We start from the raw sequence: 17,305 nt of genomic DNA on the forward strand, positions 1-17,305 counted from the left end.
CAGGTAGAGCGGCATTTTTCATGCCTTAATGGATCGGGAGTGACGTTGTGATGAAAGACACAGTATTTTCCGGCTGTGTCGCCGTCGCAACAACTCGTGCATTTTTTGGATTTTTTTTCTTTGATTGCGCCTCAGCTGAAGGATTTTTGGTAAAAAAATCTGAGAAATTTGACTTCTTACGTTAAGGTAAGAAAATTTACGTAAGAAATGCAATGCGTCTTACCCGTTCTGGTGGGGTGTCGTTAGATTGTTATTACCCCTCTCCTAGCTAAAATGGGCTTCTTAGTATTTGCCAGGAGTGGGGAGACAGATGGCAACTAAATTCATGAAACGAACCTTGCTTTGCCTTTTGGGCGCTACGGCCTTTGCCGGCGTTGCCAATGCAGGCGGTTTTTCACGCGGCGAAGCTGATACGGACATTCTCTATGAGGATGGCACTGTCGTTATCAGAACGGGTGCCACCTGGGTATCGCCGCAACGCGAGTTCGAGACCACGGGAGGGGTCGCGAACGACGATGGCGTATTCTCGGATAACTACTGGATCCCGAGCGTTGCCATGAAGGTGAAGCTGCATGACCGTCTGGCCTGCGCATTCACCTATACGCAGCCCTTTGGTGCCGACTCGAATTATGGCCCGGATGCGCAGGTGGCCGCCTTGCTCAACGGCAACAATCCGTATGGCTACAAGGGTTTCGACAGCAACGAATATGCCGCGACCTGTGATGTGAATTTTGAAGCCGGTCGCGGTGTTCTGCACGTTCTCGGCGGCGGTTTCATTCAGGACTTCAGTTACACCGCCCATAACGTAAGCAACGACTATAATGCACTTCTGCCGCCTGCCGCGCAGAACATGGGTGGTACCCTCCAGCTCGATGACAGCGGCTCCTACGGCTATCGTCTCGGTGCTGCATACGAAATCAAGGAATACGCTCTGCGCGTCCAGTTGATGTACCGTTCGCAGATCGATCATGAAACCGATAGTGGTTCCTATGATCTGGATATCGCTCCGATCTCGCGCATCGCCAGTGGTTACGGCTCGCTGCCGCAGTCCCTGAAGCTCAGCGTGCAGTCAGGTGTTGCTCCGGGCTGGCTGGTTTATGGTTCTGTGAAGTGGACGGACTGGAGCGTACTGAAGGCTCTGAACTATACCGTCGCCGGAACCCCGTATGAGGATATCTACAACTGGCAGGATGGCTGGACCATTCAGGCCGGTGTCGCACATGCCTTCACCGAAAAGGTGGCTGGCACAATCAACCTCACCTGGGACAAGGGCGTGGGCACCGGCGCCGATATCATGACCGACACCTGGACGCTCGCGGCCGGTACAGCGATCAAGGCAGGTCCCGGCGAACTTCGCTTCGGTGCAGGTATCAGCTACATGACCGCAGGCAGCCAGTCGCTCGCGAAGGGCGCAACCTACAATGCGACTGCGGATGGCGACTGGGCCTATGCCGTCTCCGGATCCTACCGGATTTCCTTCTGAAGATCGCCCGTTTTGACAAGGTACTCGAAAGGCCCGGCTCAAGCCGGGCTTTTTGTCTCTTACGCCAGCACCATGGTTGTGATGAAACTGCAACAGTTGGCCAATCGTTCTTTTCGAAGCCAGGCCCTGTCAATTTTGTCCATTTCCCGCCACAAACGAAGCGCAGCGATAATATCAAGAGACGGCGAGAGCGTTTCTCGGTGGGCGTAGCGTGAGTGAAGAATGGGGCAGGTAAACGGGGAATACCCTCAGAATTCAGCCATCGTTGCGGGGGCGACGTGGCGCGAAGTCGAATTCTCAGGAAGGGGGCTACGTTGCGGTGCGGCAGTCGTAGTCTTGCCAGAAAGGACTCTTAATGTCGCTGAAGTTGAGTTTGACGCGGGCGCCGGAGCTGGCGCAGGGCGTATTGAATTACGGCTCGGCGATGAACCTGGTGTTCATGCTTTCGCGCTAAATCGTTCCAATGATGCAGCCGATCCTTCGGTATCGAACGAGCGGATGGGTTGATGTCGTCGGTTTTGTGGAAGAAATACGGAACTATGTTCAATTCTGACTGGAAGTCTCCGGCGACATTGCTTCTTGCGGCAGCTTTGTTTCTTGCTGCGGGCAATTCCGGACATGCATTCGATATCAACTCCGGCGTGAGCAAGGAATCCGGCCCCTTCGATCTCTTCAAGTTCGGCTTCAAGGCCTACAAGAACGGTCAGAAGCAGGAGGCTGTCGAAGCCTATCGCTACGCTGCTGAAAAGGGGCATACGGGCTCGCGCTGGGCTCTTGCCAACATGTATGCCGACGGCGACGGCGTGGTCGAGAATGATTTCGAGGCCTTCAAGATCTACTCCGAAATCGCAAGCGAAGGCGTGGAACCCGGCTCGGAAGACACCGGCTTCTTCGTCAATGCCCTGCTGTCGCTTGCTCGCTATTATCGTCAGGGCATTCCGGGAAGCCCGGTGCAGATCGACCTCTCGCAAGCCCGCCAGCTTTACTTTCAGGCCGCCTCGACCTTTGGCGTACCTGAGGCGCAGTTTCAGCTTGCCCGCATGATTCTCGCGGGCGAAGGCGGCAAGACGAATGTCCAGCAGGCGAAGAAATGGTTGAACCTCGCTCGTAAGAGCGGCCATGCCGGCGCCATGTCGGTGTTTGGCAACGTGCTCTTTCAGGAGGGGCAGACGGTTCGTGGCCTTGCTTTCCTGACGGCGGCCGTCGAACGTTGTCCGCCGAAAGATTGCGGCTGGATGCAGGACCTTCAGGAACAGGCATTTTCGCTGGCCAGCGAAGACGACCGGCGCGTCGCTGTGGCGCTGGCTCCGCAGGTCTATAGCCAGAATGAATAGTCACCCAACGAGGTGATCTCATGCGGGCCTTATTGGCCCGCAATGTAACTACCTGCTATTTTCAGGCGAAATCGAAGGTGGCCGTGACCGGAACATGGTCCGATGGCTTTTCCCATGAGCGTACGTGCTTTTCGATCGAGGCGCAGAGGAGGCGATCGTTCGCTTCCGGCGACAGCATCAGGTGATCGATGCGGATGCCGTTGTTTTTCTGCCAAGCTCCAGCCTGATAATCCCAGAATGAATAGAGCAGGGGATCGTCGCTTGTCGCGCGAACGGCATCGGTCAGGCCGAGGTTCTCAAGCCGCCGGAACGCTGCACGGGTCGCCGGCAGGAAGAGCGCATCCGTCTCCCATTGTTTGGGATCTCTGCAGTCGTGAGGCTCGGGAATCACATTGTAGTCGCCAGCGAGAATCAAAGGTTCTTCCAGTGCCAGGCGACTCTCCGCGAACACCTTCAGTCGTTCCATCCAGGCAAGCTTGTAGGGATACTTGACCGGATCCTCAGGCGGATTGCCGTTCGGCAGATAGAGGGACGCTACCCGGACCACGCCGCCTGCAACGGAGAAAACGCCTTCAATGAAACGCGCCTGCTCGTCGGTGTCATCGCCGGGCAGGCCGCGGTTGATTTCGTCGGGCTTGATTTTCGACAGAAGAGCGACTCCGTTGAAGCCTTTCTGCCCGTGGGTCTCGACGTGATAACCGAGGGCTTCGATCTCAAGGCGAGGGAAGCCTTCGTCCACCGACTTGATTTCCTGCAGGCACACGATGTCGGGAGCCGAACTTTCGAGCCACTGGACCAGATTGGCGATCCTGGCTTTCACGCCATTGATGTTCCAGGTGGCTATCTTCATGAAGTTATACCGAAAAGCTCGTGCCGCAGCCGCAGCTTGCAACGGCATTGGGGTTGTTGATCTGGAATGACTGGCCGAGCAGGTTATCGACGAAGTCGACCTCCGAGCCGGTCATGTAGGCGATCGACATCGAATCGATCAGCAGCGTCGCGCCGTCCTTGGTCACGACGATGTCGTCGTCCTGCGGTCCCTTGTCCAGTTCGAACTTGTAGGAAAAGCCGGAACAGCCGCCGCCTTCCACCGAAATACGCAATGCGCTCTTGTCGGCTTCGCTGGCGACGATTGCGGCGATGCGCTTGGCAGCAGCATCCGAAAGGGTAACGGTTTCATCCATAATCTATGTCCTCCTGACGGGTTCAAGGCCCGCGGGTTGGCAACTGGAAACGGAGGAGCTTCAAACGCGGGACACGAAAGATTGAGACTTTCGCGAAGGGGAATGAAGCTTATGTATCCGACATTCGCTAAACTCAGCCTTGCCGGCTGATTTGCTATAGGTATGAAGGCTGCGCAATGGCGTCAATGGGCTGCAGGCAGGACAAGCAATGACGATTGACAGAAGTGCCCTTGGTTTCGGATCCGGTGAGCGGGCGGTCTATGCGACCGACCCCTGGACGACGAGAGGGCGTTTGTTCCCCGAGGGCGGAAGCCCCACTCGCTCCGATTTCCAGCGTGATCGCGACCGCATCGTCCATACCACCGCCTTTCGTCGCCTGAAGCACAAGACCCAGGTCTTCATCGGGCCGGATGGCGATCATTACCGCACGCGGCTCACCCATACGATCGAGGTGGCGCAGGTTGCCCGTGCGCTCGCCCGTGCGCTGAAGCTTGACGAAGACCTCGCCGAGGGCGTGGCGCTGGTTCACGATTTCGGCCATACGCCTTTCGGTCATACCGGAGAGGATGCGCTCGACGAGGTGCTGAAGCCCTATGGCGGCTTCGATCACAATGCCCAGTCGCTGCGCATCGTCACCAAGCTGGAGCGGCGTTACGCCGAGTTCGACGGTCTTAACCTGACGTGGGAAACGCTCGAAGGATTGGTGAAGCACAACGGTCCGTTGTTGACCGGGGACGGTGAGGGGACCCGGGGTCCCGTGCCGCAGCCGATCCTCGACTATTGCGAAATCCACGATCTGGAGCTTGCAAGCTATGCCGGTCTGGAAGCCCAGGTCGCGGCAATCGCCGACGACATCGCCTATAACACGCACGATATCGATGACGGCCTGCGCTCGGGCTACCTGACCTTCGAGATGCTGGAAGACGTGCCCTTCCTCGCCGGCCTGATGCGCGAGGTGCGCGATCGCTATCCGCATCTCGACGAGGACCGCTTCACCCACGAGATCATGCGCCGGCAGATCACCCGCATGGTCGAGGACGTCATCGGCGTTGCGCAGGAGCGGTTGAGGGAGGTTCGGCCGATGAGTGCTGCGGACGTTCGTGCCGCCGATCGCACCATGGCCACCTTCTCGGACGAGATGGCTGAGACTGACCGGCAGATCAAGAAGCTGCTGTTCAGCCGCATCTATCGTCATCCCGACATCATGCGCATCCGAGCCGGTGCGGCCCAGATCGTCACTGATCTCTTCCGCGCCTACATGACGGATCCGGGCCTGATGAAGAGCCACTATTGGGTGGATCACATCGCAGGTCTCAATTCGCAGGCAAGGGCGCGGCATGTGGGCGATTATCTCGCCGGCATGACGGACACCTATGCGCTGCGCACCCACAGGGAGTTGTTTGACCACACTCCCGATTTGCGATAGGCACCCCCTCGATTTCTTTCAATTTGCCAGGCCTCAAGCTTGAGCGCCTGCGTCAGGTAAACGCCATGAACCTCTTCGCCGATTTCGAAACGAGAATTAAGAACGCGCTCGAGCAGATCGACATCATCAAGGAAAAGCGCGAAACGCTCGATTTCAGTCGTATCGTTGTCGAACCGCCGCGCGACTCGAGCCACGGCGATGCCGCGACCAATGCCGCCATGGTTTTGGCCAAGGGCATCGGCACCAATCCGCGCGCGCTGGCCGAGGTGATCGGCGAAAAGTTGAAGGAGGATGCCGACATCACCGAGGTGACTGTCGCTGGCCCCGGCTTCATCAACATCCGCCTGTCTACCGGCTACTGGCAGCGCCTGCTGTCGACGGTGATCACGCAAGGTACGGATTTCGGCCGCTCGTCGCTCGGAAAGGGCCGCAAGGTCAATGTCGAATACGTATCCGCCAATCCGACAGGCCCGATGCATGTCGGCCATTGCCGCGGCGCTGTCGTCGGCGATGCGCTGGCCAATCTTCTGGCCTTTGCCGGTTTCGAGGTCGATAAGGAATATTACATCAACGACGCGGGCGCCCAGATTGATGTTCTGGCCCGGTCCGTCTTCCTGCGTTATCGAGAAGCACTTGGCGAGGAAATCGGCGAGATCCCTTCCGGTCTTTATCCGGGCGATTATCTCGTTCCGGTCGGGCAGGCGCTTGCCCAGGAATATGGTGTGAAGTTGCACCAGATGCCCGAAGAAGACTGGATGGCGATCGTCAAGGAACGCGCCATTGATGCGATGATGGTCATGATTCGCGAGGATCTCGCGACGCTGAACGTCCATCACGACATTTTCTTTTCCGAACGTACGCTGCACGCCAACGGCGCCGCCAAGATCCGCACCGCGATCAATGACCTGACCTTCAAGGGACATGTCTATCGCGGCACGTTGCCGCCCCCGAAGGGCCAGTTGCCGGAAGACTGGGAGGACCGCGAGCAGACGCTGTTTCGCTCCACGGAGGTTGGTGACGATATCGACCGTCCGCTGATGAAATCGGACGGCAGCTACACCTACTTCGCCGCCGACGTCGCCTACTTCAAGGACAAGTTCGATCGCGGCTATTCCGAGATGATCTATGTACTTGGCGCCGACCATGGCGGCTACGTAAAGCGTCTGGAAGCGGTCAATCGCGCCGTCTCGGAAGGCAAGTCGAAGCTTACCGTGCTGCTGTGCCAGCTCGTCAAGCTTTACCGCGACGGTGAGCCGGTGAAGATGTCCAAGCGTTCCGGCGACTTTGTCACCCTGCGTGATGTGGTGGAAGAGGTCGGCCGGGATCCGGTTCGCTTCATGATGCTTTACCGCAAGAATTCCGAGCCGCTGGATTTCGATTTTGCCAAGGTGACCGAACAGTCCAAGGATAACCCGGTCTTCTACGTGCAGTATGCCCATGCCCGCTGCATGTCGGTCTTCCGGCAGGCGCGTGAAGCTTTCCCGGATCTGGACATTGACGGTCTCGATTTTGCCTCTGCCGTGAAAGGCCAGATCAACGATCCTGCCGAGCTGCAGCTTATCGCCAAACTCGCCGAATATCCCCGGATTATTGAGGCTGCAGCCCAGTCTCAGGAGCCTCACAGGCTTGCTTTTTATCTCTACGATCTGGCAAGTTCTTTCCATGCTCACTGGAACAAGGGCAAGGATTCGCCCGAATTACGTTTTGTTAACGATAAACATCGACAATTGAGCATCGCCAGGCTTGGGCTGGTGCATGCTGTCGCCTCTGTTCTGAAGTCCGGATTGTCCATAACTGGCACTGAAGCTCCGGTAGAAATGCGATAGTATCGTCACCATTTCCCCACATTGCACTGGCAAGCGTTTTGTCGCGTAAGTGAGTGGAAGTTGTAATGGTACAAAAGCAAGCAGCCTATGGCAGCCGATATGGCAATGACAGCTTTGCGGACGACGATCCGTTGGCTGAGCTTGCGCGTATCGTCGGCTTCGAGCCGGCGGAGCCTCAGGCTTCCGCCCCGGCAGCACGCGTGTCTCCGTCCGACGAAGACCACTTCAATCTTGAAGACGAATTGCTGCGCGAGTTCGAGGTTTATGATGCTCCTCAGCCGGTAGAGCCGGCTGTCGCGCGTGTCGATCAGGTGGCGGCGTACTCGCCGGCTCCTCGCGTGGAAAACACGTATCGTGAGCCGGAAGTCTCTGCTTCCTATTCCGCACCGGAACCGGCCTACGACAGTTATCGCGAAGATCCGTCCTTCGATGTGGATCTGGCCGATGAGCTCGAGCTTGCGGTTTCAGAGCCGGAAGAAGAGGCCTATTGGCAACCGGTCGATCCCGTAGTTGTGCCGGTCCCGGCGGTCGCTCCCGCTCGTGTAGCTTTTTCTGCTTCGGAGCCTGAAACCGCTCCGCGCTTTCGTCTTCCTCTTGCCAATTTTTCGACGGCTCCGTCGGTTTCGGCAGGCGACCACGAACAGTCGGTGGCTCCCGTTGCCGCCGTCCCGCCGCAGCCGGCGGCGCCTGCCCAAGTTGAGGCCGACGACTTCTCACTCGATGACTTTGGACTTGAAGCCGAGCTCCCGGAAGAAAATTTCGACTGGTCTCCCTCCGAGCAGGTCGCCACAGCTGTCGTCGCTGAACCGGTGAAAGCTGCCGCCAAGGTCGATGATTTCTTCGGTTTCGATGACCTGATCGCGGAGGCCGATGCAGGAAAGTCGCACATCGCGCAGCCAGCACCCGTGGCTCCTGCCGCACCGGTCGCTCGCGCCGAGCCGTCGTTCACCTTCTCCTTCGCCGATGATCTTGCAGCAGAAGAGGAAAAGAAGCCGGCTCCTGCGCCAGCCCCTGTTTCTTCGGTTGCCTTCGCGCCTCGGCCTGCCGCAGCGCCGGTCATATCCGCGCTTGTACGTCAGTCCATGGAGGAGGCGTTCGATCCCTTCGCCGATGCCGAATTTGATCTGCAGCTCGATGATATCGAACTCGATCTTTCCGATATCGAAGCTGATGCCGATATGCGCGCCGCCCGTCCGGTGGTTCCGGCTGTTGTCGCAGCAGTAGAACCGAGCCCACGGGCTGTCGCTCAGCCCGCGCGGACCATCGAGCCGACTTTTGCGGTGGAGCCCGTCCGTCCCGCGCCTCAGCCGCGTGCGCCGGAGCGAGCAGTCGTAGAGCCGTCGTTCGATCTGGCCGAAGAGCCGCTGCCCTTCGATCCGTCGGAAATTGCCGAACAGGAAGAGCATCCGGAATCGGTAGCAGAGATGGACGTGCCGGAAGTACCTGCTCCGGAAGCCAAGGAACCACCGGCAGCTTTCCATCACGATTACGATCTCGATCTCGACACAGAGCTCGCCTCTCTTTTCGATGAGGCCGCGGCTCCTGCTCCGGTGGCTCCGTCACGGGTTCAGCCGGCAGCTTCTGTCGCCGCCGCAACTGCGACGGTCGCCGCAGCCTCGACCGCGGCACCCGCAAAGGCTCCGGTCGCAGCACAGCAACCGCTCGATGACTTCGATGCTTTCGAACGGGCGCTGGAGGAAGACTTCCGTCGCACGCTGAACAAGCCCGAGGAATACCGAGGCAATAATGCTTCTGGCCGTATCAATATTCCGCTCGAGCCTCAGGAAGGCATTGGCGCCACTCGCAGCTCGACGCGCCGGCTTCTGCTGACGGGTTCTGCGGTTGCTGTCGTTCTTCTGCTTGGCGCAGGCGGGCTTTATGCCTGGTTCAGCGGTTCGAGCGTTCCGGGCATTTCGTCTGGTACACCCCCTGTCATCACGGCTGATAAAGAGCCGGTAAAGGTTGTTCCCGAAGACCGGGGCGGCAAGTCCGTTCCGAACCAGGACAAGGCCGTGTACGACCGAGTTGCCGGCGCTGGCGTCGAAGAGCCGAAGCAGCAGAGCCTGATTTCCTCGAGCGAGGAGCCGGTCGATGTCGTACAAAAGACGTTGATTCCGGAAACGCTTCCGCTGGAAGGCGAAAACGACGGCGAGGCCATGGGCACCCCGGTCGGCGAGACCGAAGATCCGCGCCTGTTGCCATCCGGGAACGAGGCAGAAGATCAGACTGAGGCCGACGGCGATCAGACGACGATCACGCCCCGTAAGGTGCGTACAATGATCGTCCGTCCGGATGGCACCCTCGTCGCACAGGAAGCTCCTGCAGAACCGGCACCGGTCCAGTCGGCTGCAGCCGACAAGACCAACGCTCCGGCCGCTGAAGCCAAGTCGGCGCTTGCTGCGCCGACGGCCGGACGTGTCCAGCCGACAGAAACGGCTGCTCCGGCCGCAGCGCCCGCTCCTGTGAAGGAAGTGGCGCCGGTTACCGAAACGGCGGCTGCCGTTCCGACCGCCCGGCCTGCTGCACCCACCGCAAGCCCGACGAGCAAACCGGCAACCGCAGCTGCTCCGGTAGCGCCGGTGGCCCAGGCAAAGCCGGTTGCCACTGAAACGGCGGCCGCAACTCCGGCTCCGGCCGAGCCTGCTCCGGCACCTGCGGCTGCAGCTCCCGGCAGCTATTTCATCCAGGTTGCTTCGCTTCCTTCCGAAGCCGAGGCCGAGAAGTCCTACAAGAGCATTTCCGGCAAGTTCGCGAGCGTTGTCGGTGGTCACGCCTACGAGATCAAGAAGGCTGAAATCGCTGGCAAGGGTACCTACTATCGCGTCCGCATCTCTGCCGGCAGCAAGGCAGATGCCCAGTCGCTCTGCGAGCGTTACAAGGCTGCTGGCGGAAGTTGCCTGGTTACGAAATAAGGACAGCGGTTCCGAAATATGAAAAAGAGGCGGAAACCCAGCGTTTTCGCCTCTTTTTTTGTGTATGACGCTTTGCAGTGCTTCGGCTTTGCAACCATCCCTTCTATGATTCTCCCATGACCCAAGAATACGCCCCGGCGAAAGCCATGATCCTCGGCTGCAACGGCCTTTCGCTGACTGCTGACGAGAAGTCCCTTTATCGCGACGAGCAGCCCTGGGGCTTCATCGTCTTTGCCCGCAACCTTTCGGAGCCGGCGCAGATACGTGATCTCGTGGCCGAAATGCGTGACACCGTCGGTGGCCGCAACGCGCCTGTCCTGATTGATCAGGAAGGTGGGCGGGTTCAGCGCATCCGCGAACCGATCGCGCCCCGCTATCCGTCGGGCGCCGAACTCGGAGAGCTTTACCGACGCGACAGGGTGCTAGGCCTGCGCGCGGCGTGGCTGATGTCTCGCCTTCATGCCTTCGATCTCCTGAAACTCGGCATCAATGTCGATTGCCTACCGGTGCTCGATGTGCCGGTCGAAGGCGCAAGCAATGTCATCGGCGACCGGGCCTATGGTACCGATCCGGTGATTGTCGGCGAGATGGGGGAGGCGGCCGCGGCGGGCCTGAAGGCCGGCGGTGTGCTTCCGGTGATGAAGCATATGCCAGGACACGGCCGGGGCATGGCAGACAGCCATCACGAGTTGCCGGTCGTCACGACATCCCATGAAGTTCTTTCCGCGCACGATTTTCCGCCGTTCCGCCGGTTGCGCAACGAATTGATGGCGATGAGCGCGCATGTGGTATACTCCGCCATCGATCCGGATCATCCGGCTTCGACGTCGAAGGTGGTGATTGACAAAATCATCCGTGACGAGATCGGTTTCGATGGGTTGCTGATGTCCGATGACGTGTCGATGAATGCCCTTAAGGGCACGATAGCCGAGCGCGCCGCCGCGATCGTTGCTGGTGGTTGCGACGTCGTTCTCCATTGCAACGGAGTGATGGACGAGATGCGCGCCGTTGCCGCTGCTGCACCGGTGCTTGCCGGCAAGGCGAGGGCGCGTGCCGATGCCGTCGAGAAGGCCTTTGGCATTGTCGATCTCTATGCCGAAGCCGATATCCGCAATGAGTTCGATGGTTTGAGGGCGACCGCCTGATGTCTCGAACCGGAGCCATGCCCCCGACTACGGCGCGCAATTCGTCAGCTGGCGCTGGCCCAGCCACGCCGATGGACCCGTTGTGGCAGGAGACCTCCGCCGAGCGGCTGACGGGTGAACCGGCTCTGGTGATCGATGTCGCGGGCTTCGAAGGTCCGCTCGACCTTCTTCTGTTTCTCGCACGCAACCAGAAAGTCGACCTCGCTCGCATCTCGGTGCTGGCACTGGCCGAGCAGTATCTGCAGTTTATCGATAGCGCCCGGCGCATCCGTATCGAGCTTGCCGCCGATTATCTCGTCATGGCTGCGTGGCTCGCCTACCTGAAATCTCGCATGCTCATTCCGCAGCAGGCCAAGGACGAGGGTCCCTCGGGCGAGGAAATGGCGGCAACACTCGCCTTCCGCCTGAAGCGTCTTGAAGCGATGCGCGAGGCCGCGACCAGGCTCATCAATCGTAATCGCCTTGGACGCGACGTTTACGCACGCGGCGCGCCGGAACATGTACCGACCCGCGTCGAGAATTCATATGAGGCGACGCTTTACGATCTGCTGACTGCCTATGCGGCCCTTCGTCAACGACAGGCAATCACTCAGGTGACGATCGAGCGGCGCAAGGTGTGGGCCCTGTCTGATGCGCGCGCCATTTTGACGCGCATGATCGGCGAAATCGCTGACTGGACGACGCTCGAGCAATATCTGCTGCGCTACCTCGCCTCTGAGGAGGAGAGGGTAACTGCAATCGCCAGCGCCTTCGCCGCCTCGCTCGAGTTGGTGCGCGAGGGCAGGCTGGAGATCCGTCAGGACGGCGCATTCCAGCCGATCTACATGCGTAGCGGCCCGCGCGCTACCGACCTCTCGTCGGTGGAATAGAGCGCATGATGGGTGAACCGCAGGATCAGGATCTCTTCGTGGACGAAGATGATTCTTCGGATGCGCCGGCTCTGCCGAGCGCCGAGAGGCTGCGCCTGGAAAACGAGGCCATGCGGATAGCCGAGGCGCTGGTGTTTGCCTCCGCCGAACCGGTATCGGAAAACTTCATCGGCGACCGCCTGCCACGCGGAACCGATGTCCGCGCCATCATGCTGCGCCTCAAGGATGACTATGCCGGACGCGGGGTCAACCTGCTGCAGGTCGATGACCACTGGGCCTTTCGCACTGCCGCCGATCTTTCCTTTGCCATTCGCAAGGACGACGCCGAAGCGAAGAAGTTGTCCCGTGCCGCTCTCGAAGTGCTGGCGATCATCGCCTATCATCAGCCGGTCACCCGCGCTGAAATTGAGGATATTCGCGGTGTGCAGACGTCGAAGGGTACGCTGGATGTGCTGATGGAGGCGGGCTGGGTGCGTTTTCGCGGCCGCCGTCGTACGCCGGGCCGGCCCGTGACGCTTGGAACGACGCGAGATTTTCTCGACCATTTCGGCCTGGAAGAACTACGCGACCTGCCGGGTCTCGAAGAACTCAAGGGGGCAGGACTCCTCTCTGGCCGCATTCCGCCCAACATCTCAGTACCGCTGCCGATCGGCAATGACGACCTCGCAGAGGACGAGGATCCCATCACCCAACTCGATCTTGAAGAACTCGGTCTCTTGACACCGGGCGGTGAAGCGGACGAATAGGATCATGTTTTGTTGGATGATGGGCTTAGCTGCAGAAATCCACCGTGACGGTTCATTTTCGTCATGCAGTGCATTGTCAGTGGCCTTGCGGATGATGTTATGAATTCGATCGCAGTCGATAGTACGGAGGCTAGGCGTACGGCAGGGGTAACCTTCGCCGCCAGTCTCAGTTTTCAGGATATCCGTCATGGTTATCACGGAAAGGAGACCATTCGCGGTGTTTCCCTGACTGCGAAGGCCGGCGAGGTTCTTTGCCTGTTGGGACCGTCGGGATCGGGCAAGACCACGCTTCTGAGGATTGCCGCCGGGATAGAGGTTCAGTCTTCGGGCCGCCTGTTGATGAACGAACGGGAAGTTGCCGGTTCCTCCGGTTTCGTTCCTCCCGAGAAGCGCGGCATTGGCCTGATGTTCCAGGATTTCGCTCTGTTCCCGCATATGAACGTGCTGGACAATGTCCGCTTCGGGTTGACAGCATTGCCGCCCAAGGAGGCGACTGCGGAAGCCATGATCGCGCTGGAGCGCGTTGGGCTTGCCCATTATGCTGAAAAATATCCTCATGCCCTTTCGGGCGGAGAGCAGCAGCGCGTGGCTCTGGCTCGCGCCCTTGCGCCGCGTCCCGGCGTTCTCTTGATGGATGAGCCCTTTTCCGGCCTTGATTCCCGACTAAAAGACACCATTCGCGCCGATACGTTGGCGATCCTGCGCGAGACGCGGGCAACCGCCGTCGTGGTGACCCATGATGCCGAAGAAGCGATGCGCATGGCGGACCGGATCGCTCTGCTCAGGGACGGTCGCCTTGTGCAGGTGGGAACCTCGGACGATCTTTATCGTCGGCCCACCGATCTTTTCACAGCCGCCTTCTTCTCGGAGATCAACGAGTTTTCGAGCATTGTTCGTGATGGACAGGTCGAGACGCCTCTCGGAAAGACCAGAGTTTCGGGAATCGGCGAGGGTTGCCCGGTATCCGTCGCGATCCGTCTGTCAGGTGTTGTCGTGCGGGAAGAAGGCGGAGAAATACCAGCGCGTATCCTGTCGCGGCGCTTTCTCGGTGTTGTCGAATTGCTGGAACTTGCTGTGCCCGGGACCGAGCGGCCTGTTCGTTCACGCATTCGTGCGGACGTTCTGGCACCGGGATGCAAAGAGGTTACGGTAACAGTGAATTCACAGGACATTTTCGTATTTGTAAAACGGGCTGAAACATCTTAAATCGATGGGACACGCAAACAAGGAGTGACAGTAATGGGTTCTTTTAGCATGTGGCACTGGCTGATCGTTTTGGCCATCGTCCTGTTGCTGTTCGGTCGTGGCAAGATCCCGGAACTGATGGGTGACGTTGCGAAGGGCATCAAGAGCTTCAAGAAGGGCATGTCCGACGACGAGGCTGAAAATCAGGCCCCGAACAAGACGGTAGATCACAAGGTCGAAGAGACCAAATAAGCGCGATACGGCCGCTCGTCGGCCTTCTGATTTGGCTTCGGGAGCCTTTTGATGCTGGATGTAGGTTGGAGCGAGTTGCTCGTCATCGCGGTGATACTGATCGTGGTGGTGGGGCCGAAGGACCTGCCGCCAATGATCAGAGCGTTCGGCAAAATGACCGCGCGACTGCGCCGTACGGCTGGAGAATTCCGAGCTCAGTTCGATGAGGCCTTGCGAGAAGCCGAACTTGACGATCTGCGTCAGAGTGTGGACGAAGCGCGTAAGCTCAATCCTGCGACCTCGCTGCGCGACGCGATAAATCCGCTTCGCCAGATGGGTAACGAGATCAAGGCCGACTTGCAGAAGGCGACCAAGCCCGACAACAAGAGCGTGATGCCGCCAGTCAATGACACACCCGCCGAGACGCCGGTTCTACCGGAGGCTCCTGTGACGTTGCCTGGTACCCCGCCTGAGATCTCTCAGCCTGCACCAGCGGCGACACCGACCGCTTATCAGGCTCCTGTCCCGACAGCAGTTCCTGCCGTTGCAGAAGCGGTAAAGGCGGAGAGCCGTAGCCGCAAACCCAAGACACCTGCCGGATCCGTTAGGGCACCCACGGTCGATGCCGTAGCCCCTGCCAAGCGGACCCGCAAGCCAGCCGCTCCCAAGGCAGTCGATGAGACGACTCCTGCCAAAGGCGCCAAGACCAGCAAGCCCCGTAAGACAAAGACCGAGGACCGTGCATGAGCGGCGACATTGAAGACAAGCCGCAGCCGCTGATCGAGCACCTGATCGAGTTGCGTACCCGCCTGATTTGGGCGCTGGGTGCGTTCTTTATCGCGTTCATCGCATGCTTTGCCTTTGCCAAGCACCTCTTCAACCTGCTGGTGATCCCCTACAAGTGGGCAGTGTTGTGGGCCGGTCTCGATGTTGCCAAGGCCGAACTCATCTATACTGCGCCGCAGGAGTTCTTCTTCACGCAGGTCAAGGTCGCGATGTTCGGGGCGATGGTCATCGCCTTTCCTGTGATCGCCGCCCAGATCTACAAGTTCGTTGCGCCGGGGCTTTATAAGAACGAAAGGGCGGCTTTTCTGCCATTCCTTATCGCTTCGCCGGTACTGTTCCTGATGGGAGCTGCACTCGTATACTTCTTCTTCACGCCGATGGTGATGTGGTTTTTCCTCGCCATGCAGCAGGCTCCGGGTGAAGGCGAGGTTGCGATCTCGCTGATGCCAAAGGTCTCGGAATATCTGAGCCTGATCATGACGCTCGTCTTCTCCTTTGGGCTGGTTTTCCAGTTGCCGGTTGTGACCACGCTGCTTGCTCGTGTAGGCATTCTCGAAAGCACTTGGCTTGCTGAAAAGCGCAAGTATTTCATCGTTGTCGCTTTCATCATCGCCGCAGTACTGACGCCTCCCGATCCGATGTCCCAGATCGGCCTTGCTTTGCCGACCATCCTTCTCTACGAGGTAGCCATCTATGCTGCACGACTCGTGGAGCGCCGGCGGGCTGCGGACGCGGACGCGCTCGTACCGACGGACGAGGCAGGCGAGAAGAGCGAATAGGGCGTCAGCCCTCGCTTGCCCGGCCTCCTTCATCGCGAGCATGCATCCATGGGGCCGGACAGGGCGCCCGCCAGGTCCGATCCGACGATCACCGCAAGACGACCTGGAACGACGATGCTTGATATCAAATGGATCCGTGAAAACGCCGATACCCTTGACGCTGCGCTGGCAAAGCGCGGCGCTGAGCCGCTGGCTGCACAACTGATTGCGCTCGATGAGAAGCGCCGGGCCGTGGTCCAGACGCTTCAGGACATGCAGTCCCGCCGCAATGCCGCCTCCAAGGAGATCGGCGCTGCCATGGCGCAGAAGAACACCGAGCTTGCCGAGAAGCTGAAGGCCGAGGTTGCCCAGCTCAAGGATACAATGCCGGCGACTGAGGAAGAGGAGCGTCGCGTTTCCGCGGAACTCACAGACCAGCTTTCGCGCATTCCCAACGTTCCGCTCGATGATGTGCCGGTGGGCAAGGATGAGCACGACAACGTGGTTGCCCGCGTCGTCGGCCAGAAGCCTGGCTGGAACCATCCTGCCAAGGAGCACTTCGAAATCGGCGAAGGCCTTGGTTACATGGACTTCGAGCGCGCAGCCAAGCTGTCTGGCGCCCGCTTTACCGTTCTGACAGGCCCGCTCGCGAGGCTTGAGCGGGCGCTCGGCCAGTTCATGATCGATCTCCATACCAGCGAGCATGGCTACACTGAAGTGTCGTCGCCGCTGATGGTGCGCGACGAGGCCATGTATGGCACCGGGCAGCTGCCGAAGTTTGCGGAGGACCTGTTCAAGACCACCGATGGTCGTTGGCTGATCCCGACAGCGGAAGTGACGCTCACCAATCTGGTGTCGGGCGAAATCCTCGAGCAGGAAAAGCTGCCGCTGCGCTTTACCGCTCTGACGCCTTCCTTCCGTTCCGAGGCTGGCTCGGCCGGCCGCGATACTCGTGGCATGCTGCGCCAGCACCAGTTCTGGAAGTGCGAACTCGTTTCGATCACCGATGCCGAAAGCTCGATCGAAGAGCATGAGCGCATGACGGCCTGTGCCGAGGAAGTGCTGAAGCGTCTCGGTCTGCATTTCCGTACGATGACGCTCTGCACCGGCGATATGGGTTTCGGTGCGCGCAAGACCTACGATTTGGAAGTCTGGCTTCCGGGCCAGAACACCTATCGCGAGATTTCGTCCTGCTCTGTTTGCGGTGATTTCCAGGGGCGCCGCATGAATGCCCGTTATCGCGGTAAGGATGGGAAGGGTACGACCTTCGTGCACACCCTGAACGGATCGGGCACGGCGGTCGGCCGTTGCCTTATCGCGGTCATGGAAAACTACCTGAACGAGGACGGCTCGATCACCATTCCGGACGTATTGCTGCCGTATATGGGCGGTTTGAAGAAGATCGAGAAGGCTGCCTGAA

The 17,305-nt window shown here is 59.3% G+C and carries 15 protein-coding genes; 13 read left to right on the top strand and 2 right to left on the bottom strand.

Annotated features, from left to right (window positions below; genetic code table 11):
• The first annotated feature begins 325 nt into the window (after positions 1-325).
• Together H4I99_RS12930 and exoR are read left to right on the top strand one after the other, a co-directional pair.
• The gene (locus H4I99_RS12930; protein WP_163905099.1) at positions 326-1,483 is read left to right on the top strand and encodes an OmpP1/FadL family transporter; all 1,158 of its coding nucleotides are present in this window, start codon (positions 326-328) and stop codon (positions 1,481-1,483) included.
• A 539-nt stretch (positions 1,484-2,022) separates the two neighbouring features.
• Positions 2,023-2,817 carry an exopolysaccharide production regulator ExoR gene (gene exoR, locus H4I99_RS12935; protein ID WP_163905101.1) on the top strand — a complete coding sequence of 265 codons (795 nt, stop codon included), beginning with the start codon at positions 2,023-2,025 and terminating at the stop codon, positions 2,815-2,817.
• A gap of 61 nt (positions 2,818-2,878) precedes the next feature.
• Here the strand turns inward: exoR and xth are convergent, their stop codons facing one another.
• Positions 2,879-3,667, bottom strand: a complete 789-nt coding sequence (gene xth, locus H4I99_RS12940; protein ID WP_163905103.1) for an exodeoxyribonuclease III — start codon at positions 3,665-3,667, stop codon at positions 2,879-2,881.
• A gap of 4 nt (positions 3,668-3,671) precedes the next feature.
• Complete coding sequence (erpA, locus tag H4I99_RS12945) at positions 3,672-4,004, bottom strand: iron-sulfur cluster insertion protein ErpA (protein WP_163906276.1); 333 nt, start codon at positions 4,002-4,004, stop codon at positions 3,672-3,674.
• A gap of 205 nt (positions 4,005-4,209) precedes the next feature.
• On the opposite strand from erpA, the gene H4I99_RS12950 reads away from it, so the two are divergent.
• The 11 genes from H4I99_RS12950 (at position 4,210) to serS (ending at position 17,304) form a co-directional block, all read left to right on the top strand.
• Positions 4,210-5,427: a deoxyguanosinetriphosphate triphosphohydrolase gene (locus H4I99_RS12950; RefSeq protein ID WP_163905105.1), complete on the top strand. Its 1,218-nt coding sequence runs from the start codon at positions 4,210-4,212 to the stop codon at positions 5,425-5,427.
• A 65-nt stretch (positions 5,428-5,492) separates the two neighbouring features.
• On the top strand, positions 5,493-7,253 hold the full coding sequence (argS, locus tag H4I99_RS12955; RefSeq protein ID WP_163905106.1) for an arginine--tRNA ligase: 1,761 nt from the start codon (positions 5,493-5,495) through the stop codon (positions 7,251-7,253).
• Between the two features lie 65 nt (positions 7,254-7,318).
• Positions 7,319-10,165, top strand: a complete 2,847-nt coding sequence (locus H4I99_RS12960; RefSeq protein ID WP_163905108.1) for an SPOR domain-containing protein — start codon at positions 7,319-7,321, stop codon at positions 10,163-10,165.
• A 116-nt stretch (positions 10,166-10,281) separates the two neighbouring features.
• Complete coding sequence (gene nagZ, locus H4I99_RS12965; protein WP_163905110.1) at positions 10,282-11,310, top strand: beta-N-acetylhexosaminidase; 1,029 nt, start codon at positions 10,282-10,284, stop codon at positions 11,308-11,310.
• Between the two features lie 17 nt (positions 11,311-11,327).
• On the top strand, positions 11,328-12,179 hold the full coding sequence (locus H4I99_RS12970) for a segregation and condensation protein A (RefSeq protein ID WP_163906278.1): 852 nt from the start codon (positions 11,328-11,330) through the stop codon (positions 12,177-12,179).
• Between the two features lie 8 nt (positions 12,180-12,187).
• The gene (scpB, locus tag H4I99_RS12975) at positions 12,188-12,925 is read left to right on the top strand and encodes an SMC-Scp complex subunit ScpB (RefSeq protein ID WP_163906280.1); all 738 of its coding nucleotides are present in this window, start codon (positions 12,188-12,190) and stop codon (positions 12,923-12,925) included.
• 99 nt (positions 12,926-13,024) lie between these two features.
• On the top strand, positions 13,025-14,131 hold the full coding sequence (locus H4I99_RS12980) for an ABC transporter ATP-binding protein (protein ID WP_163905112.1): 1,107 nt from the start codon (positions 13,025-13,027) through the stop codon (positions 14,129-14,131).
• Between the two features lie 33 nt (positions 14,132-14,164).
• Positions 14,165-14,362 (top strand): twin-arginine translocase TatA/TatE family subunit, encoded by a 198-nt coding sequence (locus tag H4I99_RS12985; RefSeq protein WP_163905114.1) that lies wholly within the window; start codon positions 14,165-14,167, stop codon positions 14,360-14,362.
• Between the two features lie 51 nt (positions 14,363-14,413).
• Positions 14,414-15,088, top strand: coding sequence for a Sec-independent protein translocase protein TatB (gene tatB / locus H4I99_RS12990; protein ID WP_163905116.1), 675 nt, complete (start codon positions 14,414-14,416; stop codon positions 15,086-15,088).
• Positions 15,085-15,906 carry a twin-arginine translocase subunit TatC gene (tatC, locus tag H4I99_RS12995; protein WP_163905124.1) on the top strand — a complete coding sequence of 274 codons (822 nt, stop codon included), beginning with the start codon at positions 15,085-15,087 and terminating at the stop codon, positions 15,904-15,906. The genes tatB and tatC overlap by 4 nt, the downstream gene beginning before the upstream one ends.
• A gap of 114 nt (positions 15,907-16,020) precedes the next feature.
• Positions 16,021-17,304 (top strand): serine--tRNA ligase, encoded by a 1,284-nt coding sequence (gene serS, locus H4I99_RS13000; protein ID WP_163905126.1) that lies wholly within the window; start codon positions 16,021-16,023, stop codon positions 17,302-17,304.
• Position 17,305 lies beyond the last annotated feature (1 nt).

It is taken from the genome of Paenirhizobium daejeonense (genome assembly GCF_014280875.1).
GTDB lineage: Bacteria > Pseudomonadota > Alphaproteobacteria > Rhizobiales > Rhizobiaceae > Allorhizobium > Allorhizobium daejeonense.

Excerpts from the sequence above, each read along its gene's own strand:
- tatB (WP_163905116.1), top strand. The coding sequence starts at position 14,414 with ATGCTGGATGTAGGTTGGAGCGAGTTGCTCGTCATCGCGGTGATACTG.
- tatC (WP_163905124.1), top strand. The coding sequence starts at position 15,085 with ATGAGCGGCGACATTGAAGACAAGCCGCAGCCGCTGATCGAGCACCTG.
- argS (WP_163905106.1), top strand. The coding sequence starts at position 5,493 with ATGAACCTCTTCGCCGATTTCGAAACGAGAATTAAGAACGCGCTCGAG.
- H4I99_RS12930 (WP_163905099.1), top strand. The coding sequence starts at position 326 with ATGAAACGAACCTTGCTTTGCCTTTTGGGCGCTACGGCCTTTGCCGGC.
- H4I99_RS12980 (WP_163905112.1), top strand. The coding sequence starts at position 13,025 with ATGAATTCGATCGCAGTCGATAGTACGGAGGCTAGGCGTACGGCAGGG.
- H4I99_RS12960 (WP_163905108.1), top strand. The coding sequence starts at position 7,319 with ATGGTACAAAAGCAAGCAGCCTATGGCAGCCGATATGGCAATGACAGC.
- H4I99_RS12970 (WP_163906278.1), top strand. The coding sequence starts at position 11,328 with ATGCCCCCGACTACGGCGCGCAATTCGTCAGCTGGCGCTGGCCCAGCC.
- serS (WP_163905126.1), top strand. The coding sequence starts at position 16,021 with ATGCTTGATATCAAATGGATCCGTGAAAACGCCGATACCCTTGACGCT.
- H4I99_RS12985 (WP_163905114.1), top strand. The coding sequence starts at position 14,165 with ATGGGTTCTTTTAGCATGTGGCACTGGCTGATCGTTTTGGCCATCGTC.
- scpB (WP_163906280.1), top strand. The coding sequence starts at position 12,188 with ATGGGTGAACCGCAGGATCAGGATCTCTTCGTGGACGAAGATGATTCT.
- exoR (WP_163905101.1), top strand. The coding sequence starts at position 2,023 with ATGTTCAATTCTGACTGGAAGTCTCCGGCGACATTGCTTCTTGCGGCA.
- xth (WP_163905103.1), bottom strand. The coding sequence starts at position 3,667 with ATGAAGATAGCCACCTGGAACATCAATGGCGTGAAAGCCAGGATCGCC.
- nagZ (WP_163905110.1), top strand. The coding sequence starts at position 10,282 with ATGACCCAAGAATACGCCCCGGCGAAAGCCATGATCCTCGGCTGCAAC.
- H4I99_RS12950 (WP_163905105.1), top strand. The coding sequence starts at position 4,210 with ATGACGATTGACAGAAGTGCCCTTGGTTTCGGATCCGGTGAGCGGGCG.